Origin of the sequence: Pseudomonas mohnii, from assembly GCF_900105115.1 — a bacterium.
GTDB classification, from domain to species: domain Bacteria; phylum Pseudomonadota; class Gammaproteobacteria; order Pseudomonadales; family Pseudomonadaceae; genus Aquipseudomonas; species Aquipseudomonas mohnii.
Map to the genome: position 1 here is coordinate 500,934 of NZ_FNRV01000001.1, position 23,812 is coordinate 524,745.

At 58.5% G+C, this 23,812-nt stretch carries 24 protein-coding genes and 1 pseudogene; 15 read left to right on the forward strand and 10 right to left on the reverse strand.

Annotated features, from left to right (window positions below; translation table 11 throughout):
- Positions 1–14 precede the first annotated feature (14 nt).
- From BLV61_RS02190 to hpaA, 3 genes and pseudogenes are all read right to left on the reverse strand, one after another.
- Complete coding sequence (locus tag BLV61_RS02190) at positions 15–1,280, reverse strand: MFS transporter (protein ID WP_208604196.1); 1,266 nt, start codon at positions 1,278–1,280, stop codon at positions 15–17.
- Between the two features lie 75 nt (positions 1,281–1,355).
- Positions 1,356–1,778 (reverse strand): homoprotocatechuate degradation operon regulator HpaR, encoded by a 423-nt coding sequence (gene hpaR, locus BLV61_RS02195; protein ID WP_047529638.1) that lies wholly within the window; start codon positions 1,776–1,778, stop codon positions 1,356–1,358.
- A gap of 249 nt (positions 1,779–2,027) precedes the next feature.
- Positions 2,028–2,932, reverse strand: a pseudogene (gene hpaA, locus BLV61_RS02200) (4-hydroxyphenylacetate catabolism regulatory protein HpaA).
- Positions 2,933–3,111: 179 nt separating this feature from the next.
- Here hpaA and BLV61_RS02205 point away from each other — a divergent pair.
- The 8 genes from BLV61_RS02205 (at position 3,112) to hpaI (ending at position 10,407) form a co-directional block, all read left to right on the forward strand.
- Positions 3,112–3,771: a fumarylacetoacetate hydrolase family protein gene (locus tag BLV61_RS02205; protein WP_090462214.1), complete on the forward strand. Its 660-nt coding sequence runs from the start codon at positions 3,112–3,114 to the stop codon at positions 3,769–3,771.
- 11 nt (positions 3,772–3,782) lie between these two features.
- On the forward strand, positions 3,783–4,553 hold the full coding sequence (locus tag BLV61_RS02210) for a fumarylacetoacetate hydrolase family protein (protein WP_090462216.1): 771 nt from the start codon (positions 3,783–3,785) through the stop codon (positions 4,551–4,553).
- 5 nt (positions 4,554–4,558) lie between these two features.
- Positions 4,559–6,019, forward strand: coding sequence for a 5-carboxymethyl-2-hydroxymuconate semialdehyde dehydrogenase (gene hpaE, locus BLV61_RS02215; RefSeq protein WP_090462219.1), 1,461 nt, complete (start codon positions 4,559–4,561; stop codon positions 6,017–6,019).
- Positions 6,020–6,123: 104 nt separating this feature from the next.
- The gene (gene hpaD / locus BLV61_RS02220; RefSeq protein ID WP_047529646.1) at positions 6,124–6,981 is read left to right on the forward strand and encodes a 3,4-dihydroxyphenylacetate 2,3-dioxygenase; all 858 of its coding nucleotides are present in this window, start codon (positions 6,124–6,126) and stop codon (positions 6,979–6,981) included.
- A gap of 45 nt (positions 6,982–7,026) precedes the next feature.
- Positions 7,027–7,419 carry a tautomerase family protein gene (locus BLV61_RS02225; RefSeq protein ID WP_047529648.1) on the forward strand — a complete coding sequence of 131 codons (393 nt, stop codon included), beginning with the start codon at positions 7,027–7,029 and terminating at the stop codon, positions 7,417–7,419.
- A 51-nt stretch (positions 7,420–7,470) separates the two neighbouring features.
- Positions 7,471–8,775 carry an MFS transporter gene (locus tag BLV61_RS02230; protein ID WP_090462221.1) on the forward strand — a complete coding sequence of 435 codons (1,305 nt, stop codon included), beginning with the start codon at positions 7,471–7,473 and terminating at the stop codon, positions 8,773–8,775.
- Positions 8,776–8,787: 12 nt separating this feature from the next.
- Positions 8,788–9,591 (forward strand): 2-oxo-hept-4-ene-1,7-dioate hydratase, encoded by an 804-nt coding sequence (hpaH, locus tag BLV61_RS02235; RefSeq protein ID WP_090462223.1) that lies wholly within the window; start codon positions 8,788–8,790, stop codon positions 9,589–9,591.
- A 15-nt stretch (positions 9,592–9,606) separates the two neighbouring features.
- The gene (gene hpaI / locus BLV61_RS02240) at positions 9,607–10,407 is read left to right on the forward strand and encodes a 4-hydroxy-2-oxoheptanedioate aldolase (protein WP_047529654.1); all 801 of its coding nucleotides are present in this window, start codon (positions 9,607–9,609) and stop codon (positions 10,405–10,407) included.
- A 104-nt stretch (positions 10,408–10,511) separates the two neighbouring features.
- On the opposite strand, the gene hpaR (BLV61_RS02245) is transcribed toward hpaI, so the two are convergent.
- On the reverse strand, positions 10,512–10,934 hold the full coding sequence (gene hpaR / locus BLV61_RS02245; protein ID WP_090462225.1) for a homoprotocatechuate degradation operon regulator HpaR: 423 nt from the start codon (positions 10,932–10,934) through the stop codon (positions 10,512–10,514).
- A gap of 288 nt (positions 10,935–11,222) precedes the next feature.
- On the opposite strand from hpaR (BLV61_RS02245), the gene BLV61_RS02250 reads away from it, so the two are divergent.
- The 6 genes from BLV61_RS02250 (at position 11,223) to BLV61_RS02275 (ending at position 16,090) form a co-directional block, all read left to right on the forward strand.
- Positions 11,223–12,521 carry an NAD(P)/FAD-dependent oxidoreductase gene (locus BLV61_RS02250; RefSeq protein WP_090462227.1) on the forward strand — a complete coding sequence of 433 codons (1,299 nt, stop codon included), beginning with the start codon at positions 11,223–11,225 and terminating at the stop codon, positions 12,519–12,521.
- Between the two features lie 31 nt (positions 12,522–12,552).
- Positions 12,553–12,918, forward strand: a complete 366-nt coding sequence (locus BLV61_RS02255) for a cupin domain-containing protein (protein WP_047529659.1) — start codon at positions 12,553–12,555, stop codon at positions 12,916–12,918.
- Between the two features lie 52 nt (positions 12,919–12,970).
- Positions 12,971–13,630, forward strand: coding sequence for a helix-turn-helix transcriptional regulator (locus BLV61_RS02260; protein WP_047538738.1), 660 nt, complete (start codon positions 12,971–12,973; stop codon positions 13,628–13,630).
- An 85-nt stretch (positions 13,631–13,715) separates the two neighbouring features.
- Positions 13,716–14,537, forward strand: coding sequence for a molybdenum cofactor biosynthesis F family protein (locus tag BLV61_RS02265; RefSeq protein ID WP_047529660.1), 822 nt, complete (start codon positions 13,716–13,718; stop codon positions 14,535–14,537).
- Complete coding sequence (locus BLV61_RS02270) at positions 14,530–15,330, forward strand: SDR family NAD(P)-dependent oxidoreductase (RefSeq protein ID WP_047529662.1); 801 nt, start codon at positions 14,530–14,532, stop codon at positions 15,328–15,330. Before BLV61_RS02265 ends, BLV61_RS02270 begins: the two co-directional genes overlap by 8 nt.
- Positions 15,323–16,090 (forward strand): SDR family oxidoreductase, encoded by a 768-nt coding sequence (locus BLV61_RS02275; protein WP_090462229.1) that lies wholly within the window; start codon positions 15,323–15,325, stop codon positions 16,088–16,090. The genes BLV61_RS02270 and BLV61_RS02275 overlap by 8 nt, the downstream gene beginning before the upstream one ends.
- Positions 16,091–16,131: 41 nt before the next feature.
- On the opposite strand, the gene BLV61_RS02280 is transcribed toward BLV61_RS02275, so the two are convergent.
- The 4 genes from BLV61_RS02280 to BLV61_RS02295 all read right to left on the reverse strand — a co-directional run bounded on the left by BLV61_RS02280 (position 16,132) and on the right by BLV61_RS02295 (position 20,049).
- Positions 16,132–16,740, reverse strand: coding sequence for a TetR/AcrR family transcriptional regulator (locus tag BLV61_RS02280; protein ID WP_090462231.1), 609 nt, complete (start codon positions 16,738–16,740; stop codon positions 16,132–16,134).
- 164 nt (positions 16,741–16,904) lie between these two features.
- Positions 16,905–17,867: a transcriptional regulator FeaR gene (feaR, locus tag BLV61_RS02285; RefSeq protein WP_090462236.1), complete on the reverse strand. Its 963-nt coding sequence runs from the start codon at positions 17,865–17,867 to the stop codon at positions 16,905–16,907.
- 117 nt (positions 17,868–17,984) lie between these two features.
- Entirely contained in the window at positions 17,985–18,569 is a 585-nt protein-coding gene (locus tag BLV61_RS02290) for a DUF3156 family protein (RefSeq protein WP_090462238.1), read from the reverse strand.
- Positions 18,550–20,049 (reverse strand): APC family permease, encoded by a 1,500-nt coding sequence (locus BLV61_RS02295; protein ID WP_047529671.1) that lies wholly within the window; start codon positions 20,047–20,049, stop codon positions 18,550–18,552. The genes BLV61_RS02290 and BLV61_RS02295 overlap by 20 nt, the downstream gene beginning before the upstream one ends.
- 289 nt (positions 20,050–20,338) lie before the next feature.
- Here BLV61_RS02295 and BLV61_RS02300 point away from each other — a divergent pair, with 289 nt between their 5' ends.
- Positions 20,339–21,667, forward strand: a complete 1,329-nt coding sequence (locus BLV61_RS02300) for an alginate export family protein (protein WP_047529673.1) — start codon at positions 20,339–20,341, stop codon at positions 21,665–21,667.
- Positions 21,668–21,706: 39 nt separating this feature from the next.
- On the opposite strand, the gene BLV61_RS31815 is transcribed toward BLV61_RS02300, so the two are convergent.
- Together BLV61_RS31815 and BLV61_RS02310 are read right to left on the reverse strand one after the other, a co-directional pair.
- On the reverse strand, positions 21,707–22,678 hold the full coding sequence (locus BLV61_RS31815) for a methyl-accepting chemotaxis protein (protein WP_047529674.1): 972 nt from the start codon (positions 22,676–22,678) through the stop codon (positions 21,707–21,709).
- A 145-nt stretch (positions 22,679–22,823) separates the two neighbouring features.
- Positions 22,824–23,780 (reverse strand): p-hydroxyphenylacetate 3-hydroxylase reductase component, encoded by a 957-nt coding sequence (locus BLV61_RS02310; protein WP_090462240.1) that lies wholly within the window; start codon positions 23,778–23,780, stop codon positions 22,824–22,826.
- Positions 23,781–23,812: the final 32 nt, after the last annotated feature.

Consider the following 23,812-nt stretch of genomic DNA (forward strand, 5'->3'; position numbering starts at 1 on the left):
TTATGTCTATCCGATCAGCGTGTCGCCCTGTCATTTGCCTGAGCGCTCTGCCGAGCGGTTATGCGCTGCGAAATCAATTGCCACGCACAGTAAATCAACAGGAAGGTCCCGGCTATTTGCATTGCCCAGGGGCCACCAAACCTTGCGGCCAACTGGCCGGCGATCAGGCCTCCAATCGCGTCGAAGCCAAAGCGTGTCGAGGTGTAGATCGACACCACCCGACCACGCAACACTTCCGGCGCCTGGCCTTGCAGCAGGATGTTGGTGCCGACATTGTTGATCGTTACGCCGAAACCCAATACGGCCATTGCAACCAACGACAACGCCAGGTGGGTGCTGGCCGCAAACACCAACAAGGCGATAGCGCTGAATGCGGCTGTGAGGATAATCAAACGCTGCAGTTGCTCGGCGGATTGGCGACCGGCGAGCAGCAGCGTCGAAAGCAGTGAGCCAAATCCCGCGGCCCCCCAAAGCCAGCCCAGCGTTCTGGCATCACCGGAAAAGATATCGCGAGCGAACACCGGCAATAATACGGCGTAGCTGGAAGCGCTAACGTTTACGACCAATACGCCCAGGATCAGGCCGCGCACCGACGGTGTTTGAAGGGCATAGGCCAGGCCTTCGCGAAAGATGTTGCCCATGGTGCCGTTGGCACGCACGCCTGCGCTCATGCGAACGGCCAGCAGGCCGAAGATGAGTGCAGCGTAAGACAGTGCATTCAATGCAAAACAACCCGCCTCGTCGACCATACCGATCAGTAACCCGGCCAGCGGCGGACCGACAAAACGAGAACAAGTGAATAGGGTGGCATTCAACGCCAGGGCATTCGGCAGGTCTTCGACCTTGTCGACAAACCGGCTCAGCAGCGATTGGCGCAGCGGCGTGTCCACGGCGTTCAGCACACCCAGTGCCAATGACATGATGACAATCAGGTTGGCGCCAATATGGCCGCTGTAGGTCAGCAGTGCCAATAGCAGTGCCTGGATACCCAGTAGCGTCTGAGTGAACAACAGCAGTCGACGTTTATCATGTCGATCAATCCATGCACCGGCGATCGGGCCGACCAGCAACTGCGGCAACAAACTGGCGCAGGTCGTGATACCCAGAAGGGCTGCGGAGCCTGTAAGACGGTAGACAAGCCAGGACAGCGCCACCATCTGTACCCAGGTGCCCAGCGTGGAAATCGCATGGCCAATGAAGTAAAGGCGAAAGTTGCGATGGCGCAGCGCCCGAATGGAGTACGGCCAACGAGACGACGCAGGTGCTTGGAAGTCATTCACGACAGAGATTCCGTCAGCGGCAAATAATGTTCACATGTTAATTTATTATCACCCCTTCGCGTGATCAGTCCGCCGTCAAGGCTTGATATTTTTCAGGTCATTGAGCAACGCCACTAGCTGCTCCATTTTTTCCGCACCAAACTGCTCCTCAATCTTGAGGTAGTTGCTTTCCATGCCTTCGCTCATGGAGACAAAGCATTGCTGGCCGCGCTCGGTGAGCGCCACAAGCACCCGACGCTGATCCTGGCTGGACTTGTGTCGACGCACCAGGCCATCACGTTCCAGGCGACTCAAAACACCCGTCATGCTCGGTTTCAGAATGCAGGCCTGATCGGCAAGTTGGTGGCTTTCAAGTTCGCCCTGCTGGCGCAGTATCCGAATGATCCGCCACTGTTGTTCAGTCAGGTCATGTTTGTTGAGTGCAGGCCGGAAGAAGGCCATTGCGGCTTCGCGCGCTTGCAATAAGGTCAATGTCAAAGAAGGTCTGGGGTTGGCCATGACGAAACTACTTGAATGGACGAGTCGGCAGCTTAGTGTCGCCAGCCAACGGGGGCAAGCTGCGGACCAACACTCGTTTATTCGCTTGATAGCGTTTTCACAACGTGCCCCCAGTGGACCTCGCCCAGCGGCAGCGTCTGTGAAAAGTACAATCCGTTCCCCGTAAAAGCCATTCTGTCAAACAGCGGCGGTGGCCATGATGATCCGGACAAGATCAACAAGACCGACGCAAAAATACCTATGCCCTGCTTAACGCAAACCCGATTGACGCTGGCGGTACTCCCCCGGAGTGAGCTTTGCATAGCGCTGGAAAAAACGACTGAAATAGGCCGGATCCTTGAACCCGAGCTGGTAGCAGATTTCGTTCGCAGAGCTGCCCGTGAACAACAGCAATCGTTTGGCCTCCTGCATCAACCGCTCCATGATCAAACGCTTGGAAGGCAGGTCGGCGATCCGTCGGCATACATCGTTGAGTCGTGCTTCTGTCACCCCGATGCCTTCAGCGTAACGCGACAATGGCCAGTGCTGCTGATAGTGGACTTCGATCAGCTCATTGAAACGATGGAATATTTTCAGATCCTCGTGCCTGGCAGGCGTGGCTTTCAACGAGTTGGAGCACAGCCGCAACAGGCTGACCATGATCAATCGCGTCAAACTGTCCAGGGCGGCGCTACGCCCGGAACGCTCAGCGATCACCTCCTCGCTCAGTTCCTCGAACAGATATTCCAGGCGGCGGACATCACCGGCATCTTCCGGCCCCAAATGAGCCAGCGCGACACACGCCGCCGGCAATTTCGCTCCGGCCGGCGCCAGGCTGGAATCGGCATCGATCAGTTGCCATACCAATTGCTGACGCACCGTCAGCACGTGCCCGTCGCTGTCGGGCTCGGTCACAAAGGAATGTGGGACGGTGGGGGGGTCAGGAAGAACATCGGCCCGGACTCAACGTATTGCTGATCATCCAGATACACCCGCACTGTTCCGCTTTTCACGTAGTGAATCTGGAAGAACCGGTCATGCCGGTGAACCGGCATGTTACGGCCGAAGAAACCCGCCAGGTTACCCAATTTGTCGTAATGGACTTCAGCGTCGCTATAACGCTGATCGTATACCTGGCCAATGTTGATGTTCGGGATCGGTTGACGGTCGGTCATCGCACACTACTCATTTTTCTTGATTCACGCATCGCAGTCGCTTTCATCCTGCACCCAAATCGGTCCCACAACCACTGTGCGGACAGTCTGCCACGCTTGACGATAGTTAACATATTAATTATAACTGTTAACACATTAACGAAATCACAGAGCCCTCATGGCTCTGCCAGGAGAAAAGCATGAGCCGTGCCTTGCATGACGTCGCGACCGGCACCCTTTTCGGTGTCGCGTTGAACTATCAGGGACTGCTGAAACAGCGCCTCGCCGAATTCGAACAGCCGCCTTATCAGAAGCCGCCAATCAAACCGGTGCTGTTCATCAAGACGCCCAACACGCGCAATCAGCACGGTGCCGATGTCGTGCATCCGGGAAATGGCGAGCGTCTGCAGCCTGGGCCGGCATTAGGGGTTGTGATCGGCAAGACAGCCAGCCGGGTCCGTCCAGACGAGGCACTCGATTACGTGGCCGGCTACACCATCGTCAATGAATTCAGCCTGCCGGAAGACAGCTACTACCGCCCGGCTGTCAAAGCAAAATGCCGTGATGGTTTCTGTGCCATCGGCCCCGAACTGGTCCCGACCACACAACTCGCCGACCCACACAGTCTGGCCATCAAGCTGTACGTCAATGGCGTGATTCGCCAGCAAAACACCACGGCCAACTTTGTCCGCAACATTCCTTTGCTGATCGCCGAAATCAGCGAGTTCATGACCCTGCACGAAGGCGATGTGCTGATCACCGGAACCCCGGAAGATCGCGTCGATGTGCAGCCGGGCGACACCGTCGAAGTCGAAATCAGCGGCCTGGGCCGCCTCGCCAACCACATCGTGGCCGAGTAACAGGAGCCTCCATGAAACACGCCCGCATACACTTTGAAGGCGAAGTCCACCTCGCCCATGTCGAAGACAATAACGCCGTACGCCTGGCTGACGGTCGCCTGCTGGCCGAAGATCAGGTGCAATGGCTGCCACCGGCGACCGGTAGCATGTTTGCCCTGGGTTTGAACTATGCCGACCACGCCGCAGAACTCGCATTCAAGCCGCCGACCGAACCGCTGGCATTCATCAAATCCCCGGGGACTTACACCGGCCACAACCAGGTGACATGGCGCCCCGACAACGTCGCGTACATGCACTACGAGTGTGAGCTCGTTGCCGTCATCGGCAAGCCGGCACGCAACGTCAAGCGTGAAAATGCCCTGGAGTACCTGGCCGGGTACACCGTGTGCAACGACTACGCGATCCGCGACTACCTGGAAAATTACTACCGGCCCAACTTGCGGGTGAAGAATCGCGACGCCACGACCCCCGTCGGTCCTTGGATCGTCGATGTAGCCGACGTGCCGGACCCGGGCAACCTGAAGCTGCGCACCTGGATCAACGGTGAACTGCGTCAGGAAGGCAGCACCAGGGACATGATTTTCGACATCCCCTACCTGATCGAATACCTGTCCAGCTTCATGACCCTGCAGCCGGGCGACATGATCGCCACGGGCACGCCTGAAGGTCTGGCCGATGTGGTGCCGGGCGATGAAGTCATCGTGGAAGTTGAAGGTGTCGGTCGCCTGGTCAATCGGATTGTCAGCGAAGCGGAATTCTTCTCCGCGCAGAAAGAGGCTTGAGCCCCATGATCAAACACTGGATCAACGGCCGCGAGGTCGAAAGCAAAGATGTGTTCGTCAATTACAACCCGGCCACCGGTGAAGCGATTGGTGAGGTCGCCAGCGGCGGTGCCGATGAAGTGGCTCAGGCGGTGGCCGCAGCCAAGGAAGCGTTTCCAAAGTGGGCTAACACGCCAGCCAAGGAACGTGCCCGGCTGATGCGTAAGCTTGGCGAACTGATCGAGCAAAATGTGCCGCACCTGGCCGAACTGGAAACCCTCGATACCGGCCTGCCAATTCACCAGACCAAAAATGTATTGATTCCACGCGCTTCGCATAACTTCGACTTTTTTGCCGAAGTCTGCACGCGCATGGACGGGCACAGCTACCCGGTCGATGACCAGATGCTCAACTACACCCTCTATCAACCGGTAGGTGTTTGCGGCCTGGTATCGCCCTGGAACGTCCCGTTCATGACGGCCACCTGGAAGACCGCGCCGTGCCTGGCGCTGGGCAATACCGCCGTTCTGAAAATGTCCGAGCTGTCGCCGCTGACCGCAAACGAACTGGGTCGCCTGGCCGTCGAAGCGGGCATTCCCAAGGGTGTACTGAACGTTATTCAGGGCTATGGCGCGACGGCAGGAGATGCCCTGGTGCGGCACCCGGACGTTCGCGCAATTTCCTTCACCGGCGGCACCGCCACCGGCAAGAAAATCATGCAGACCGCAGGCCTGAAAAAGTACTCCATGGAGCTGGGCGGCAAGTCGCCGGTGCTGATATTCGAAGATGCGGACCTTGAGCGAGCCCTGGACGCGGCGCTGTTCACCATCTTCTCGCTCAACGGCGAACGTTGCACCGCCGGCAGCCGGATTTTTATCCAGGAAAGCGTTTACCAGCAGTTCGTGGCCGAGTTTGCCGCTCGCGCCAAACGCTTGATCGTCGGCGACCCCCAAGACCCGAAAACCCAGGTCGGCTCGATGATCACCCAAGCCCACTACGACAAGGTCACCGGCTACATCAAGATCGGTATCGAAGAAGGTGCCACCCTCCTCGCTGGCGGCCTTGAGCGTCCGGCGAATCTGCCTGCGCACCTGAGCAAAGGCCAGTTTATCCAGCCGACTGTGTTCGCCGACGTCAACAACAAGATGCGCATTGCCCAGGAAGAGATCTTTGGCCCGGTGGTGTGCCTGATCCCGTTCAAGGATGAAGCCGAAGCCCTGCAACTGGCCAACGACACAGAGTATGGCCTGGCGTCCTACATCTGGACCCAGGACATCGGCAAGGCGCACCGCCTGGCCTATGGCATCGAAGCGGGCATGGTGTTCATCAACAGCCAGAACGTGCGCGATCTGCGCCAGCCGTTCGGTGGTGTGAAAGGCTCCGGCACGGGCCGTGAAGGCGGCCAGTACAGCTTTGAAGTGTTCGCCGAGATCAAGAACATCTGCATCTCGATGGGCAGCCATCACATTCCCCGGTGGGGACTGTAACCGGCCTATCGATTGCTGAAGTCCGCGAGGGTCGCGCATCGGCCTGTCGCGGCTTCGCTTAATGCCGGATTTAAACGCATAACAACAATTTCAGGAGAATCATCATGGGCGAAGTCGTCCTGGCCGCGAAAATCTGCCACGTCCCCTCGATGTACTTGTCGGAGCTTCCCGGCAAACACCATGGCTGCCGTGAAGCGGCCATTGCCGGGCATAAGGAAATCGGTCGTCGCGCCCGTGAGCTGGGTGCCGATACTGCCGTGGTGTTCGATGTGCACTGGCTGGTCAACAGCGCTTACCACGTTAACTGTGGCGAGCATTTCAAAGGCATCTACACCAGCAACGAATTACCGCACTTCATTAAAAACATGGAGTACGAGTACCCGGGCTGTCCTGAATTGGGCGAGTTGATCGCCGCCGAGGCCAACGCCGCCGACGTGCGCACCCTGGCTCACAACATTCCCAGCCTTGAGCTGGAATACGGAACCCTGGTGCCGATGCGCTATATGCACATGGGAGTACCGCAAGACCAGAAATTCAATGTCGTTTCGATTGCCGCCTGGTGCGCCTGGCATCGCCTGCAAGACAGCTTCACCTTCGGCGCCGCCGTACGCCGTGCCATCGAGAAGAGTGACCGCAAGGTCCTCGTGCTGGCGTCCGGATCGCTGTCGCACCGCTTTTCCGATGATCGCGATGCCGAAGCCAACATTCATAACTGGACCCGTGAGTTCGACAAACAAGTCGACCTGCACGTCGTGAATCTCTGGCGCCAGGGTCGCTGGAAAGAGTTCTGCGCCATGCTCCCGGACTACGCCGAGCACTGTTTCGGCGAAGGCAAGATGCATGACACCGCCATGCTCCTCGGCTTGCTCGGCGGACCGAATTACGACAAGCCCGCCGAAATCATTACCGAACCCTTCGGTAGTTCAGGCACCGGTCAGCTCAACGCCATTTTCCCTGTTTGACTGTGCGGCCGCGCGGCCCTCCCGCGCGGCCTGAAGGAGCCGTTCATGCCCCACTTCATTGCTGAGTACACCGACAACATTGAACAGCAAGCCGACTTGCCCGGGCTGTTCGAAAAAGTCCACGAAACACTGGGTAACAGTGGCGTGTTCCCCCTGGGTGGAATCCGTAGCCGGGGCGTGCGCCTGGACACCTGGCGCATGGCCGACGGCAAGCATGACTACGCCTTCGTCCACATGACCTTGAAGGTCGGTCATGGCCGTGATCTGGCCACGCGCCAGAAAGTCGCGCAAACACTCTTCGACGTTATTACCCGGCACTTCGCCGACCTTCAGGCTCAGCGCCTGCTGGCCTTGTCATTCGAAATGATCGAACTGCACGAGCAACTCAACTTCAAGGAAAACAACGTCCACGCCTTCCTCAAAGCTCAAGCCCGCTAACCCGGCCTGCCCGTTCGTTCCATCGGCCCCTCAGACAAAAAGTATAAAACCATGAGCACAGCCAATACCGCCGACACCCTCAACACCCTCGCACGCGACCGAACCCACAGCACCATCACCTGGCGGCTGATGCCGTTGTTGTTGATCTGCTACCTCTTCGCTCACCTCGACCGCATCAACATTGGCTTCGCGAAGATGCAGATGAGCGCCGACTTGAATTTCAGCGACACGGTCTATGGCCTTGGCGCCGGTCTGTTCTTCATCGCCTACGCGCTGTTTGGCGTACCCAGCAACATGGCCCTGGACCGTGTTGGCCCGAGACGCTGGATAGCCACGCTGATGGTCGTCTGGGGGGCGTTGTCGACCTGCATGTTTTTGATCGATAGTGCTATGGGGTTCTATGTCCTTCGCTTCTTGCTGGGGGTGGCCGAGGCCGGTTTTTTCCCGGGCATACTGGTGTTTCTCAACCGCTGGTATCCGGCCGGCCGCCGAGCGCAAATAACCGCACTGTTTGCAATCGCGGTGCCGATGGCCGGTGTCATCGGTGGTCCGCTCTCGGGTGGCATCCTCGAACACTTTCATGATTTTGGCGGCCTGCGCGGCTGGCAATGGATGTTCGTCATCGAGGGTACGCCCGTCATCCTGCTCGGGCTGGTGGTGCTCAAGTGCTTGCCGGACAGCTTCGAGACGGTCAAGTGGCTGACCCTGCAGCAGAAGCAACAACTGCGCGAGCAACTGAACAAAGAAGAACACCGCAAATCGATCACCTCGCTATCGGCCATTCTCACTAACCCGCAGGTGTGGCTGCTGGTGGCGGTGTATTTCGCGGTGATGCTGGCGGTCAACACCCTCGCCTTCTGGATGCCTACGCTGATTCACGGAGCAGGGATCGGCAGCGACGGCAAGGTCGGTCTGCTCAGTGCCGTGCCTTATCTGGCCGGTTGTTTTTTTATGATCGGCTGTGGGCGTTCGTCCGATCGTCTGCGTGAACGACGTTGGCACCTCTGCGTTCCCTTGCTGATGTCTGCTGTCGGTATCGCTGTCGCCGGACTCTCACCCACCAACCCGACGTGGGTGCTCAGTGGTTTGATCCTCGCCGGCATGGGGGCCAGCGCGGCGTTGCCGATGTTCTGGCAGTTCCCGCCCGCCTTTCTTTCCAACAACACCCAAGCCGCCGGCATTGCCCTGATCAGTTCCTTCGGAAGCATCGCGTCGTTTTTCGCGCCCTATCTGATCGGCTGGATGCGCGACACAACCCAGAGTGCCAGCCTGGCCCTTTACGTCCTGGCACTTCTCATCGCACTCGGTGGTTTTCTGGTGCTGCGCACCCAGGCCGCCATCGTCAACCCTCAGTAAGAGATCAATGTCATGCTTGACCAACAACTCATTCAGCAAGCCGCCGCCCGCCTCGACCACGCCGAGCGTTCACGCGAGCAGGTCCGTCAGTTTTCCCTGGATCATCCGGCCATCACCATCGAAGACGCATACGCCATTCAACGTGCTTGGGTCGCGCAGAAAATCAAGGACGGCAGAAAACTGGTCGGGCACAAAATCGGCCTGACCTCGCGGGCCATGCAGGTGTCGTCCAACATCACCGAGCCGGATTACGGCGCTCTTCTCGATGACATGTTCTTTGACGAAGGCACCGACATTCCGTTTGAACGTTTTATCGTGCCGCGGGTAGAAGTCGAGCTGGCGTTCATTCTGGGCAAACCCCTGAAAGGCCCGAACGTGACGGTCTTTGATGTGTTGGACGCCACCGAATGGGTGATCCCGGCGCTGGAAATCATCGACGCGCGCATCCAGCAGGTTGACCCGCAAACCAAGGCAACTCGCCAAGTGTTCGACACCATCTCCGACAACGCCGCCAACGCCGGCGTGGTCATGGGCGGTCGCGCGGTGCGTCCGACGGAGATCGACTTGCGCAAAGTGCCAGCCGTGCTCTACCGCAATGGCGTAATCGAAGAATCCGGTGTCTCCGCCGCGGTGCTCAATCACCCGGCGAAGGGTGTGGCCTGGCTCGCCAACAAACTGGCAGCTTACGACGTCACTCTGCAACCCGGACAAATCATCCTGGGCGGCTCCTTCACCCGTCCTGTGGCCGCAAACCCTGGCGATACCTTCCATGTTGATTACGACATGTTGGGCTCTATTGCCTGTCGTTTCGTTTGACCGGAGACCCGCACGATGGATATGCCTGTTAACACCTTCAAGCTACGCCTGCAAAGCGGTGAAGCGCAGATCGGTCTTTGGCTCGGGCTCGCCGACCCGTACTGCGCAGAACTGGCGGCCAACGCCGGTTTCGATTGGCTGTTGATCGATGGCGAACATGCGCCCAACGACCTGCGCGGTATGCTCGGCCAGCTCCAGGCCGTGGCGCCCTACCCCAGCCATCCGGTCATTCGCCCGGTCATTGGCGATACAGCATTGATCAAGCAAGTACTCGATATTGGCGTGCAAACGTTGCTGGTGCCCATGGTCGAAAGCGCGGAACAGGCACGGGAACTGGTCCGAGCCATCCACTACCCACCCAGCGGCGTTCGCGGCGTAGGCAGTGCATTGGCCCGCGCATCGCGCTGGAACAGTATCCCCGGCTACCTCGACAAGGCCGATGAGCAAATGTGTCTGCTGGTTCAGATAGAGAATCAAGAGGGCCTGGCCAATCTGGACGCGATTGCGGCGGTAGAGGGTGTCGACGGGGTCTTCATCGGCCCGGCGGACTTGAGCGCCTCCATGGGTTTTCGCGGCAATCCGGGCCATCCCGACGTTCAGGCCGCGATCGAGGACGCCATCGCCCGCATCCAGAAAGCCGGCAAAGCGGCCGGCATTCTCAGCGCCGATCAGAAACTGGCCAGGCGTTACATCGAATTGGGCGCGGCGTTCGTGGCTGTCGGCGTCGACACCACCGTATTGATGCGCGGCCTGCAAACCCTCGCCGCCACCTTCAAAGATGCTCCGGCACCTACCAGCTCCGGCGGCGTGTACTGATTCCTTCGAGATAGCCGACGAGACTCAACGATTTGAAACTGCTGCGCGCACAGGCTTACGTCAATGGCCAATGGATCGAAGCCGATGACAGCCATCGTTTCCCGCTAGCGCTTGAGCGCTTTCAACTCGTTGAGCAACGTCAATAACGTCTGCAACTTCTCCTCGCCAAAAGCAGCCTGCAGCCGCTGATAATTCGCTTCCATACACTGACTCATCGAGCTGAAGCAGGCCCGCCCCTTTTCCGCCAGCCGCACCAGCACTCGTCGTTGATCCTGCTCCGCCTTACGCCGTTCGACCATGCCTGCGGCCTCCATGCGCACCAGCACGCCGGTCATGCTCGGCTTGAGGATGCATGCCAGCTCCGCCAGGCGATTGATTTCCAGCTCCTCGTGCTGACTGAGGATACGAATGACCCGCCATTGCTGCTCGGTCAACCCGTGCTGATTCAAAGAGGGACGAAAAAAACCCATTGCGGCTTCGCGAGCCTGGAGCAATGTGAGGGTCAAAGATTGGCGCGGCCTGGACATCGGAATACGTTCGAACTCATCGTTAGTTAATAAATTAACTAAACTCTATCATCCTCCGCTCAGCATTGCGCGTTCCTGATCATTACGAAGCGTCGTGAAATCCCGTTGCGCTTGATCGGACACTCGCGCGGACAGCGAGCCTCTCCAATTCTGGCAGCCACGGTCAAAACCCACGGCACACAGGATCAAGACACCTACCGGTCGGAAGGCACTTAATACCACCCAACAGGTACAGAGCTTCTTGTAGGCCCTGCAGTTGAGTTTTCCTTCACTATTCCAGGCTGCGCCATGATCAATATCGAAACGCCAACCTACTACTCGGCAACCAAAAAATACAACCTCAGCTTTCCGACCCTTGAGCAGGACGTGGAGGCGGATGTCGTCGTGATCGGTGGCGGTTTCTCCGGCATCAACACGGCGCTGGAACTGGCTGAAAAAGGCATCACCAATATCGTGGTGCTGGAAGCGCGTTACCTGGGGTTTGGTGGTACTGGCCGCAACGGCGGACAAATCATGGCGGGCATCGGCCACGATCTCGAGAAAATCAAGAAGCACGTGGGCGAGCAAGGGCTGCGCGAGATCTTTGAGATCAGTGAGCTGGGCGCCGGAATCATCAAGGATCGAATCGCCAAATACTCAATCGATGCTGACTTCTGCAACGGCTATGGCTACATGGGCTTCAACGCCCGCCAGGAAAAGACCCTGCGCGCCTGGGAGAAAGACTTCAAGTCGATCAATACCAAGGACGAAATCCGTTTTATGGCAGGGTCCGAGGTCAAACAGATCATTGGCTCCGATGCTTACACCAGCGCGCTGCTGCACATGGGCGGCGGGCATGTTCACTCACTGAATCTGTTGTTGGGTGAAGCCAAGGCGCTGGTCGGGCACGGTGTGCGCATCTACGAACACAGCCCGGCCCTGGAAGTCAGTTATGGCGAACGCATCACCGTACGCACGGGCCGGGGCTCGGTGAAAGCCTCCAAGTTACTGTGGGCCTGTGACAGTTTCCTCAACAAACTGGAACCGGAACTGCACAAGACCACGTTGAACACCTACGCCTTCCAGTTGATGACCGAACCGCTATCGCACGAAATGATTAACCGCATCAGTCCAATACGCGGCGCCTACAGCGATATTCGGCCGGTGATCGACTATTACCGTGTCACCAATGAAAACCGTCTGCTGTTCGGTGCCGCGACGCCCTTTGTCGAGCACATCCCGCAGGACTTGAAGGCGTGGAACCGCAACCTGATGCTGAAAATTTTCCCGTACCTGAAGGACGTGAAAATCGACCTGGCATGGGGTGGTCCGATGGCGACCGGGGCCAATCTCTTCCCTCAAATCGGCACGCTCAGCGGTCGTCCCAACGCCTTTTTTGTGCAGGGTTACGCCGGCTTCGGGGTGACGCCCAGCCACATCATTTGCAAGGTATTGGCAGAGGGCATGAGTGAAGGGTCTTCCCGCTACGACCTGATCAGCTCGGTCAAACATGCGCAAATCATTGGCAAAGATCACATCCGCCCGCTGCTGCTGACGGCCGGCAAAAGCCTTCACCAACTCTCGGGCTACTTCAACGGTCGCCGTTGATCCCCACCCTTTCATTCACAGGAGAACTGCCATGCCCGTTACCACTCTCAAGAAAGACATCCAACTGTCGGAGCTCGACGCCTGGGGCACTGTCGCCGACCTCGGCTCCGAAATCCTCGAAGGCGAAGTCAAAGCCTTTGGAAAAATGACGTTTGGCGCACCGACCGATCCAGTCAGCAGTGCGTATTTCGGCACCACCCAAGGCAAATTCCGTATGGTCTACCCATTTTCAGAACAAGCCACCGTGGTCACCGGCGAAGTGGTTTTGACTGACGAATCCACGGGCCAGAGCACTCGCTACAAGGCCGGCGACAGCTGGTTCGTGACCAAGGGCACGCCTGTGCTCTGGGACATTGTCAGCGAAAGCTTCGTGAAGCATTATTTCGCGGTTGCCTGACCGTTACCCGCTGCCGGCTCGCGCCGGCAGCCTTTTGGCGAAGTTACCGACCATGAACGCCATCCCTGCCCAGGAAGTCGCTGGCCATTGCCTGCAGGCTTTCACTCAAATCGTTCCTGCCAGCCAGGCCGCGTTTTATTGTGTCGACCGACAGCTGCAAGCCCGCGACTTCCGGTTGCACCAGATGAGCGGTGAAATGCATCGCGATTATCTGGACAACTATCGTCAATTCGATCCGCTGCAACCGCGCAATTGTCAATCAAGCGGTCTGGCAGTGGTGCCTCTTGGTTTCGCCATGGCCCGACAGCCCACCCGTGACAGTCGCCGCTATCGAGACTTCCTGCAACGCTACGGTGTCGTCGACGTAGTGGAGATACTTGCCCATCGCTCCGGCCAGCCTCAGGCCGCTATCTCCTTGTTGCGCACCGCTGCACAAGGTGCTTTCACCGCAGATCAGTTGGCTCAACTCAGTGCTTTGCAGGCGCTGCTGCAAATGGCGGTTGCCAACATGCAGCCCTATGAAGATTCGCTGTCAGGACTGACCCCCAAAGAGCGTCAAATCGCGTTGTTGTTGCGCCAGGGCGCCAGCAACAAACAACTGGCCCAGGAGCTGGATGTCGGTCTTCCCACCATCAAGACCCACTTGATCAACCTGTTCCGCAAGACTGGCGTGACCAGCCGCACCGAACTGGTGGGGGCGCTGTTTCTGTAAGCCGATTCAACCATCTGGTTGATAGTCGAACCACTGTCCCGGCCGCATGATCCAGGTTGTCAACTCATTCAACCGGAGCCATGCAATGACCACACAATCTGACTGGATCACCGTAGGTGCCCTCGCCGACGGTTTCGCCCCAGAAGCTTTTATCCTGCCCAACCTCGCCGATCTCAACGGCAAGACCTTCACGCTGCACTTCGCTAACGGCTGGCAGATCGAGCATCGCTTCGAAACAGCAGAACTGAGCTGGAAGGCCGCTGACGGTCACTCCAGCGGATCTGCCGCGTACCGCGCCACGTCCGTGCGTCCTGGCCTGTATCTGGTCGATTTCATCAAGCGCGAAGCCGGTCAGGCGTGGTCGGTGAGCCTGGTTCTGGACACCGCCACGTCGTCGTTCACCGCCGTGATCGCGAGCATGCCGACTCAGGCAGAAACACAGGAAGGACTGTACAGCCGCGCGCTTGCCGGTAAACCCCTGACGTCGGTTGAGGTGCAATTTCTGCAGGGCAGCCTCGACCGCCCCTGGCAAGAAGGCCAATGCCCACACGCGCCGACCCGAGAATTGGTCGGGTTGCGCAACCTGTATCGCTATAGCCCCAGCGAAGTGTACGAGCACATTTATCTCAACGATCAGTTCTATGCCTGGCAGTGCCTCAAGGGCGTCGAGCAAGGCTTGTGCGATACCGACCGTTGCCATTACTACAAGATCGCCGAGCAACTGTACCTGTTCGTCTGGCGCGAAAAGATCATCCCCACCCTGGGCCTGGTATTGATCGACCTGCAACAGCACCGCAGCGACGGCAAGATCTTCGGCTATGCCGGTGCGTCCTTCGATGAGTTGTCGAACTTTCCGGTCAGCTCCTACTGCCAGGTCCTCAATCGCACGGAGTATCCCGATGCCTGAATCACGCACGATTGTCATCACCGGGGCCGGAACGGGCATCGGTGCAGCTTGCGCGCGGCTGTATGCGGCCGAAGGTGCCCATCTGGTTCTGGTCGGTCGTCGACGCGAGCCTCTGGAGCAGGTTGCTCGGGAAACCGGCGGCCTGATCCTGGTCGGCGATGCGGCCTGTCCGGACACGTGGGAAGGATTCGTTGCGCAGATTCGTGAACGCTTCGGTCGGCTTGATGTACTGCTGGCCTGCGCCGGCGGTCATGGCCTGGGGAGCGCGACTCAGACCAGTCCGCAAACCTGGGAAGCATCGCTGCGCAGCAATCTGGACAGCGCGTTCTACAGTGCCAGGGCCTGCCTGCCGCTGCTGATCGAGCAGGCTGGCAGCGTCGTGCTGATCGGCTCCATCGCCTCGCTGGCCGCCGGGCCCGAAGTGTGCGGCTACACCACCGCCAAGCACGCATTGCTTGGGCTCAACCGTTCACTGGCCAGGGACTACGGGCCACGCGGTGTGCGGGTGAACGCTGTGTGCCCGGGCTGGGTCACGACCCCGATGGCCGATGAGGAAATGCAGCCATTGATGAGTTTCTATGGCGACACACTGCAGCAAGCCTACGATCGGGTTTGTGCCGATGTGCCCTTGCGGCGTCCTGCCAGCGCCGATGAAATCGCCAGGGTCTGTCGCTTTCTCGCCAGCGCCGACGCCTCGATCATCACAGGGGCGACCGTGGTCGCCGACGGGGGTTCCAGCATCGTCGATGTGCCAACGCTGGCTTACGCTCACATGGAGGCCGCCCATGCGTGAAGACTTCAATTTCAGCGGGAAAACGGTACTGGTGACCGGTGGCGCGCAGGGCATTGGCCGGGCAATCGTCGAAGCCTTCGCATTGCGCGGAGCGCGAGTGATGATCGCCGATCTTCGTCTGGCTCAAGCTCAGGCGGTCGCTGCAGACTTGAAGGCGCGAGCGTGCCAGGTTGACGCTGTGGACATTGATCTGGCCGACGCGACAGCGGTGGCCAAACTGGTTCAAGGGTTGGAGCGAGACTGGGGGCGGTTGGATATCCTGATCCATAACGCCGGCTACTTTCCGCTGACGCCGTTCGCCGAGATCACCTCCCCGATTCTCGAGCGCACGCTGGCAGTCAATCTCTCGGCACTGTTTTGGCTGACCCAGGCAGCCTTGCCGATGTTCCAGCATCAGGGTGCTGGCTGCGTGCTGGTCACCTCGTCGGTCACCGGTCCACGGGTGGCCTATCCGGGGCTGAGCCATTACGCGGCGTCGAAGGCCGGGGTCAACGGCTTCATCCGCAACGCCGCTCTGGAACTGGCCTGTCATGGCGTGCGCGTCAATGGTGTCGAGCCCGGCATGATTGCCACGCCAGCCATGGCCAATCTGGGCGACGATCAGGTCAATGGCGACATTGCCAGCCGGGTACCGTTGGGACGACTCGGCTCTGCCGAGGATATTGCCGGGGCCATGCTCTTTCTGGCGTCTGACCTGGCCACTTACATCACCGGACAGACCATCGTCGTTGATGGTGGATCGACCTTGCCCGAGGTGTGATTTCGCACCTCGGGCAAACGACCTGAACCGCCTGGACACCATCAGCCACGGCTTGCACCTTCGAGCATCGACAGGGAATCCCTGAAGACACGCGACAAGGCTGCAAGCCGTTTGACGTAACCCTGCGGCGTCGCATAAATCAGCTCCACATGCAGGCTGTCGACAATGCCAAGATAGGCGTCGCAGAACACTTCGAGCTGCTCAGGCTGAACCCCCGCCGACGGGTATTTGTCATGCGCGGCGCTCTGAAAGCACCGGCGAATCCGTGCCAGGTAACCCTCGAACCCCGTGGTAATCACTGTGCGGATATCCGCCGGCGGGAAGTAGGCCGTGCGCAATAGAAAACGCAGATGCGCCGACACGTCATAGCGTCCGATCAAACGTTCGAGGTGTAATTGACCGGGTATATCCGTGTGCCGGGCCTCTTCCTTGAAACAGGTGCTGATGTACTGATGCTCATGTTCCAGGGCGATCTCGAAGACCGTCTGAAACAGGTCATCCTTGCTGACAAAATGCGCGTAAAGCGACGCCTTGCGCATGCCCGCCCGGACGGCGATCTCGTTGAGGGACGAGGCGTCGTAACCGTGATCGGCAAAGTGTTCGACCGCTACTGCGCAAATATTGCTGGCCGACGGGGTAAGCGGTTTCATGACATCGTTTTCCCTGACTCATAAAATAAGGACTCAGTGCTCGGTCCTGACAAGTCATGGCCAGCGACATCAGTGCTAGCGGTGGCTTCCTGCCCGTCGGCAGGAAGCCACCGCTAGCTTATCCAGCACCTTGGTCAACATCAATTCGTTAATAGATTAATGACCTACGCAGCCCCGACCGCTTGTTGCAAATGGGTCGAGCGGAAGTCCTTGGGCGAGAGGTCGAACTGTTTCTTGAACGATCGACTGAAGTGAGCGGAATCGGTGAACCCCCACTTGTAGGCGATCGATGTGATCGACTCACTCTTCAAGAACGGATTCGTCAGGTCATCCGCGCTTCGTTTGAGTCTCGCACGCTGAATGTAGCGGCAGACACTGTCGTCCTGCTCTTCGAACAACCGGTACAAATGACGAACCGAGATGTTCAAGCGGCTGGCAAGACCCACCGGGCTTAGCCCCGGCTGAGTCAAGGATTCCTCAATGACTTTCTGGACATAGCTACGCAGATTATTGCCCTGCAGGGATGCAGCGCTGTCACCCTGCGTGTCATCCATTTCGAAGGCGGAACCGAGCAACGAGACAAAGGCTGATTGCAGGGCTTCACCTTCTGCACTCGAATCCTGCCCGATCTGCCCTTCCCTGCACAGTTGATCCATCAACACATGAAGCATACGGCCACAGGCCTTGCTGGAAGAAATCTTGCCGAAGGTTCTCGAAGCGCTTCCCAGGTGTTTGTACACCTCGTTGCGCGAGAGCGACAGCGAGGCATGTTCGATAAGCCCGAAAGGGCTGATCTCGATCGACCCTGTGGAGTCCATCAACAACATATCACCCGGAGCCAACTGAATGACCTGGCCATTTTGGGTGATCTGACAATAGCCACTGCGCTGGCTGACCAGGAAACAATGTTGATCGTTATCGTGATCGGCATTGGGCCGGTCGCGGAAGATCAAACCGGCGTTGGTACGCAGATTGGCCAGTGACAGACCGCCCCTGGACTGTTTGGAAACCTCGCCGATGAACAGCGAACGGTTGTAGGCCAGTTCAGTGTCGAAATGGCCACAGGCCGCTCGCAAATCCCGAGTCCAGTTTTCTAATCCATGTTGCGCAGACTGATAGGTGCTCATGGGCATCTCCGCAGTGGCATCTTGTTTTTGTTGGCTAATAGTTAACATGTTATCTATATAGACGCAACAAATCCGTGGTACCGACTACAGAAGCACTTATGGTGCCAACTCCTGAATTCAGAGTCCGCTCAATACCCGCTGAAACCCCACCAGCACATTGAGCAATTCCTGACGTTGCTCGCCGCTCAGGGCAATGTAACGACGAAAGGCCGGCATTCGGTTGACCACCTCGCTACCGCCCATATGTTCCACCCGAACCTGCCATTGAGGCCCGTCCAGATCGATTTGCAGGGTTTTGAAATCAAGCACCATCAACGATTGATGCAGCGCTTGGTCTTCTTCCAGGCGGGCCTGGAGCCTGGCTGCCAAAGCGGGGTCTCCCGCCCGTTGCCGACACTTCAATCCCGTGCGCCGGATCGACCCGCCATGGTGCAACTCGAAGCGAGCATTGCCCTCCTCTGAGGCGGGCACCCTGATCATGAATTGCGTCATCACCAGGTGCATCAGCAATTGCGATTCGGTGCGCTCGACAATGTCGATCTGAAGGTCGGCTTCTTCCAGAATCAGCACGGCCGTGGCCGGGCCTGTCGAGGTAAAACCCTCCCTTGCGAGGTTACGCCGCAGGTACTCCAGCGTGACCCCCGGTCGGTAACCTGCCGGGGCCCGCTGGGCACTGAACATCTCAGACAGTTTTTGCAGCATGGTCGAGATACCCGTTGTGAGGGTTGCCAAGCTCATGGGAAAACTCCTTGGCCAGCACTTCTTCGACCGAAGCTGGCTTGAATGGATTGACTCGCTGCACCACCAATGTCCAGAACAGGGCGTACGACGCCGTTATCCCGAGCATCACCCCGAACGGCACGTAGATATCCGCCGGGTTCATCCCTGGCGGGGTAATGAACCACATGCCCAGCAAGATGCCGACGCTGGAGAGAATCTGTGGCAACGGGAAGAATGGCGAGCGATAAGCGCGTGGCAGATCCGGACGACGAATCCGCAGGATGACCACGGACAGCGTCACCAACAGGTAGGCAAAACTCCACGCACAGACCGCCGCCAGTACCAGGTGCATGATGTTATCGGTGTTCCCGCCCAACCACAGGGCATACAGGCACGGAATCAGCATCGCCACCAGAATGCACAACAGCGGAGTTTTGAAACGCGGGTGCAAGTACGTGAACATCTTGGGCAACGCACCGTCCACCGCCATGCCGTAGAGAATTCGCGGCACGCCCGCCATCAGCGTGTTGATCGTGGCGGCACCGGCAAACAGAAAGCCGATCCCCAGCCACATCGGGCCGACATGCCCCATGACCTGCTCGGCGAACTTCGGAATGGCCATGGGGGTATCGAGCAGATGCACGCCCGTGGCGGCATCCAGCAACACGTTTTCGACCTGACGCTTCATCGCGGCGCCATAGATGAACATGCAGGCGGCAACACTCAACAGTCCCAGAATCATGGCCTTGGGCATGACCTTGGCCGAGTTGCGCAAGTCCGGCGCCAATGGCGTCACGAACTCGCAACCGACGAACATGAACATGGCCATGCCCACCAGCGACAGAATGGTGATCAAGTCAGTACCCACCAGAGAGACGCCGAACCAGCCATCCAGTTGTACCGCCGGCGCCGCGATCAGCCCCAACACGCCAAACACCATCAACGTGGTCCACATGCCGAAGGTCAGAATGATCTCGGCGCGACCAAAGGCGCTGACGCCGAACGCATTGAGAACCCCGAACACGACGACGAACCCTACCCCGAGCAACCAGGAACCGCCGGCATTCTCCGCCAGGGTATTGAGGTGCTCGAAGTTCACCAGCGCCATGACCCCGGACAGAATGGTTTCCGCGGTGCCCGCGAACACATGCACGATCAGGTACGCCGACAACGTGCCGGTGATCGCGAAGAAGCGCCCCATCCCGCAATTGATGTAGTCGTAGACCGAACCGGTGGTTGGCAGGATCGACGCCGCTTCGGCAAAGGTCGTCGCCTGGGCAAGCATCATGACTGCCGCAATCAGCATGGCCACCGCGAATGCGCTGCCGCCGATACCAAAGCCCATGGTCGCGGTGAGAATCACCGGGCTGGCCATGATCAGGCCGATGGTGCTGGCCAACGCGGTTGGAAAACCAACGCTGCCCCGTTTCAGATGCTGTGTGAGCCGGTCATTGATCGACATGGTGCGGATCCTCGAAAGCGGATTTCTTGATGGATGTATCGAGCCGTTCAAGGAGCCGGCGATGAAGCCCTCCCCAGCCAGTCCCTGATCGAAACGGCCTCGTGTTCAGGATCACTTTGCGCTCGTCCCGGTCCGTCGTCTTGCCCATGTCTGCCGCCGGTTTTGTTGCTGCCTGCCAAGGAGCACTGCCTGGCTGGCAGAGTCAATTGCGTGGCACGCAGATCAAAGACTTCCCTCGCTCCCAGTCATCCTAATGCGCCCTCGACCAACAATGCTGGGGAACGTAACAATGGAGCAAACGCTGAAAACACGATCGCTTTCCAAGGCCATTGGCCTGGGCGTCGCGCTGTTGACCGCCAACTCGTCCACCTACGCCTACGAGCTTTACGCCGATGAAGACACTAAAGTCACAGGCAACTTCCTGGCTGTCTACGGGATGTTTAACAGCCGGAAAAACTATGACGGCACCACCGGTGGCTCCAGTTGGCGCGAAGGTTTTATCAAATATGGACTCAGTATCGATCAGACACTTGGCAGCGCGGGGAGCGTCTATGGAACGGCCAATCTGGTCAGTTCGGGCACCTGGGGGGACGGTGATGCGGCGGGTATTACGGATGGCACCGAGCGCACCACGAAATTCGACGAAGCCTTTGCAGGATGGCGTTCGGGCGAACTCTTTCCAGTCCTGGGCAAGGACGGCGTAGACCTGTCGTTCGGCCGCCAGATCATCACCCTCGGCGACGGTTTCATCATCAACGACGACGGCCTTAATTTTGGCAAGGGACCTGCCGACGGCAAGCTCAATCGAGGAGGCGCCTACTACCTGGCCGCTCGACATGCTTTCGACGAGACTGCTGTCGTTCGCCTGGGGGGCAAAGACGGCGTACACGGCAGCCTGATGTGGATGAAGTCCAACAATCGCTCACAAGCCAACACCGAAATGGCCGCAGGCACACTGGAATACACAGCCGCACCGGGTACCCTGGGCTTGACCTACATCCACGGCATCGACGTTGACGACCGCTATGCCAGCGACTTCCAGAAGCAACGCGAAGGCATGAACATCTATAGCCTTCGCGGCGCGGGCAATGCCGGAATAGAAAACGCCCACTTTGCTTTCGAATATGCCTGGCAGGACAAGGACGCCGGCAACGAAAAAGCCTGGTACACCGAAGCCGGCTACACCTTCGCAGATTTGCCCTGGTCGCCTGACCTGACTTACCGCTACAGCCGCTATTCAAAGAACTGGGATTCGATGTTCAACGGCTTCAACCGCGGCTATGGCACCTGGTTCCAGGGTGAAGTGGCATCCAATTATTCCGGCCCCTTCAATAGCAACACCTCGGTCCAACATGTCGCGTTGAAGGTCAAACCGGTCGACGTGGTGACGGTCGGCGCACTGTTCTTTGACTACAAGACACTGCACAAAAGCGACGCACTGAACCTCGATGGTCGCGAGCTGGATCTGTACGCCGAATGGGCTGTGAGTGAACACCTGATCGTCACTCCACTGTTGGGCCTGTACAAGCCGAACAAAGACGAAAGCAACGGCGGGAATCAGGTGGGCGGCAATGGCACCAACGTTTACAGCCAGCTAACCGTGGCCGTACCGTTCTGATGACCTTCAGGAGCTGCACTGCGCAGCTCCTGAGCCAAACTACTGTTTGTGTTCAAGCAACATGGTCTGAATCCGATGCGTGGCCTGGCGGGTACATTCCGCCAGCTTTCGGACTTCGTCGGCCACCACCGAGAACCCACGCCCGATCTCTCCTGCCCTTGCCGCCTCGATCGCGGCGTTCAGCGACAGCAGGTTCGTCTGGTCCGCAATGCTTTTGATGACACTCACGACGGTTGCGATTTGCCCGTAGGTCGCCTGATTCTGCTCAAGCATCTGACGGTGGGTTTCCCTGGCCGAACGCTCATCACTGATGTCACGCACTGCGCCGATGACGCGGGTCAAACGCCCCTGCTCGTCACGGGCCGCACGACCACGTTCGCGACACCAGATGTAGTCGCGGGTCCTGTGGCGCATCCGGTACTCAAAGACATACTCGCCACTGCCCTGTGGACTGAGAATCTCACGATCAAAGATCGCCATGATTTTTGGCAGGTCATCTGGATGAGTGATCCCGACTTGTGCATCCCAGCCGTCGGGCAACTCTTGGGGGCCGTAGCCCATGAGAAGGCGGAACTGGCTGGAGAAGCGCATACAGCTGGCAGGGTCCTGGACATCACCGTTGACCACATTGATGTCCCAGCAACCTTCAGTGAGCGTTGACTGCAACAGGTCCCAGATTTTCGCATCCTGTTCATGTTGGCGGGCATCCAGAACGCGCCGGTTCAACTCGACTTCAAGTGATTGTTCACGAGCGCGCACCTGTTCCAGTTGCTGACAACGCTCGGCAAGCGACTGTTCACTGCGTTCCAGCTGCAGGCTCAGGTCCCGGGTCTGCGACTCGGCGGCCAGCCGTTGATGCGCAACCTCAGCGCTTTGCCTGACTAACTCATCCAGGCACATCTGCAACTGCGGGCAGGCGCCAAGCCCCTTCACCTCAAAAGCCTCGCCGGCCAGCAGGCGCTGCAAAGCCTCAGCGAGTTCAAGCATCTGTTTATGTTTCTTGAAAAACATCAGCCAGTCCTTTGTTCATCGAGTCTAAGGACTGGATCTGACAGGAAGCTGAAGAGAATTGCTTGTACGACGCTGCAGCGCCGTTTGCTCCTGCCTGCCATGAATGCAAACGGCGCCCTTGAGCGCCGCAGAAATACCTGGAGGATCAACAGCGGCTGACAAGCGTCTTCAATACCGACTTGAAGGTATCGATCTGTTCGTCGCTGAAATCGGCGAATACCTTGTCCTGCTGCTCCCGTGCGATGGCCCACAAATCGTCTGTCTGCTCGATACCCGCAGCGGTCAACCTGACGCGACTGTCATCATCGTTGACCAGCCCCTTGCGTTTTAGATTGGCTATCGCCTCATCAATTTCCCGGACCGGCATCGCCACCTCGCGCAACAGGTCGCCGGGACTGAGCCTGGCGTCGTTTTCCAATACCATCAACATCCGCGCCTCGCTGGTGCGCAGGCCCGTGGACAACTGCCGGGGCTGATAGCTCGACTGGTAAGCCCGCACTGCCTGCGTCATCAGGTAGTACAAGTTGTGGCTAAGGCGTCCCTGGAAATGACTACTCGGCGGCTGGCTTTCATCGCGTTTGGTCATGCGCGTATGAGGCAAGACCATGGAGTAGGCGCCTTGGTGATACAGCAATGGCGAGCGACCAAAATCGTCGAAGGCCACTACTTTGCCGATCATGATCCAGTGGTCGCCACCGTCCACCTGCTGGTACTTCTCGCAGTGAAAACGCGCCGAGCAATCGGCGAATACCGGAGAGCCACCCTCCCCGGATTCGTACTCGATTTCAGCGAAGCGATCTTCCTTGGGTCGGGCAAAGTTGTTGGAGAGATCGATCTGGTCCGCGGCCAGTACGTTGACCGCGAAATGGCTGGCCTGCTCGAACACCTCATGACTGTTGGAGCGTTTATCGATACTCCACAGCACCAGAGGCGGATCGAGGGACACCGAGTTGAAGCTGTTGGCGGTGACCCCGACTTTGCGCCCGGAGGCGGTGGCGGCCGTCACCACGGTCACCCCGGTAGCGAAGTTGCCCAGTGCCCGGCGAAACGCCCGCGGGTCGAAGGTGGTTTCAGTGGCTGCGCGAACGCTGTGATCAGTCATGCAAGACTCCCGGACGGCTTCCATGAGCCGTC

What these genes read in the sequence shown, in the direction of transcription:
- hpaR (WP_047529638.1), bottom strand. Translation starts at nt 1,778, where the DNA reads ATGGCCAACCCCAGACCTTCTTTGACATTGACCTTATTGCAAGCGCGC.
- BLV61_RS02205 (WP_090462214.1), top strand. Translation starts at nt 3,112, where the DNA reads ATGAGCCGTGCCTTGCATGACGTCGCGACCGGCACCCTTTTCGGTGTC.
- BLV61_RS02210 (WP_090462216.1), top strand. Translation starts at nt 3,783, where the DNA reads ATGAAACACGCCCGCATACACTTTGAAGGCGAAGTCCACCTCGCCCAT.
- hpaE (WP_090462219.1), top strand. Translation starts at nt 4,559, where the DNA reads ATGATCAAACACTGGATCAACGGCCGCGAGGTCGAAAGCAAAGATGTG.
- hpaD (WP_047529646.1), top strand. Translation starts at nt 6,124, where the DNA reads ATGGGCGAAGTCGTCCTGGCCGCGAAAATCTGCCACGTCCCCTCGATG.
- BLV61_RS02225 (WP_047529648.1), top strand. Translation starts at nt 7,027, where the DNA reads ATGCCCCACTTCATTGCTGAGTACACCGACAACATTGAACAGCAAGCC.
- BLV61_RS02230 (WP_090462221.1), top strand. Translation starts at nt 7,471, where the DNA reads ATGAGCACAGCCAATACCGCCGACACCCTCAACACCCTCGCACGCGAC.
- hpaH (WP_090462223.1), top strand. Translation starts at nt 8,788, where the DNA reads ATGCTTGACCAACAACTCATTCAGCAAGCCGCCGCCCGCCTCGACCAC.
- hpaI (WP_047529654.1), top strand. Translation starts at nt 9,607, where the DNA reads ATGGATATGCCTGTTAACACCTTCAAGCTACGCCTGCAAAGCGGTGAA.
- hpaR (WP_090462225.1), bottom strand. Translation starts at nt 10,934, where the DNA reads ATGTCCAGGCCGCGCCAATCTTTGACCCTCACATTGCTCCAGGCTCGC.
- BLV61_RS02250 (WP_090462227.1), top strand. Translation starts at nt 11,223, where the DNA reads ATGATCAATATCGAAACGCCAACCTACTACTCGGCAACCAAAAAATAC.
- BLV61_RS02255 (WP_047529659.1), top strand. Translation starts at nt 12,553, where the DNA reads ATGCCCGTTACCACTCTCAAGAAAGACATCCAACTGTCGGAGCTCGAC.
- BLV61_RS02260 (WP_047538738.1), top strand. Translation starts at nt 12,971, where the DNA reads ATGAACGCCATCCCTGCCCAGGAAGTCGCTGGCCATTGCCTGCAGGCT.
- BLV61_RS02265 (WP_047529660.1), top strand. Translation starts at nt 13,716, where the DNA reads ATGACCACACAATCTGACTGGATCACCGTAGGTGCCCTCGCCGACGGT.
- BLV61_RS02270 (WP_047529662.1), top strand. Translation starts at nt 14,530, where the DNA reads ATGCCTGAATCACGCACGATTGTCATCACCGGGGCCGGAACGGGCATC.
- BLV61_RS02275 (WP_090462229.1), top strand. Translation starts at nt 15,323, where the DNA reads ATGCGTGAAGACTTCAATTTCAGCGGGAAAACGGTACTGGTGACCGGT.
- BLV61_RS02280 (WP_090462231.1), bottom strand. Translation starts at nt 16,740, where the DNA reads ATGAAACCGCTTACCCCGTCGGCCAGCAATATTTGCGCAGTAGCGGTC.
- feaR (WP_090462236.1), bottom strand. Translation starts at nt 17,867, where the DNA reads ATGAGCACCTATCAGTCTGCGCAACATGGATTAGAAAACTGGACTCGG.
- BLV61_RS02290 (WP_090462238.1), bottom strand. Translation starts at nt 18,569, where the DNA reads ATGCTGCAAAAACTGTCTGAGATGTTCAGTGCCCAGCGGGCCCCGGCA.
- BLV61_RS02295 (WP_047529671.1), bottom strand. Translation starts at nt 20,049, where the DNA reads ATGTCGATCAATGACCGGCTCACACAGCATCTGAAACGGGGCAGCGTT.
- BLV61_RS02300 (WP_047529673.1), top strand. Translation starts at nt 20,339, where the DNA reads ATGGAGCAAACGCTGAAAACACGATCGCTTTCCAAGGCCATTGGCCTG.
- BLV61_RS31815 (WP_047529674.1), bottom strand. Translation starts at nt 22,678, where the DNA reads ATGTTTTTCAAGAAACATAAACAGATGCTTGAACTCGCTGAGGCTTTG.
- BLV61_RS02310 (WP_090462240.1), bottom strand. Translation starts at nt 23,780, where the DNA reads ATGACTGATCACAGCGTTCGCGCAGCCACTGAAACCACCTTCGACCCG.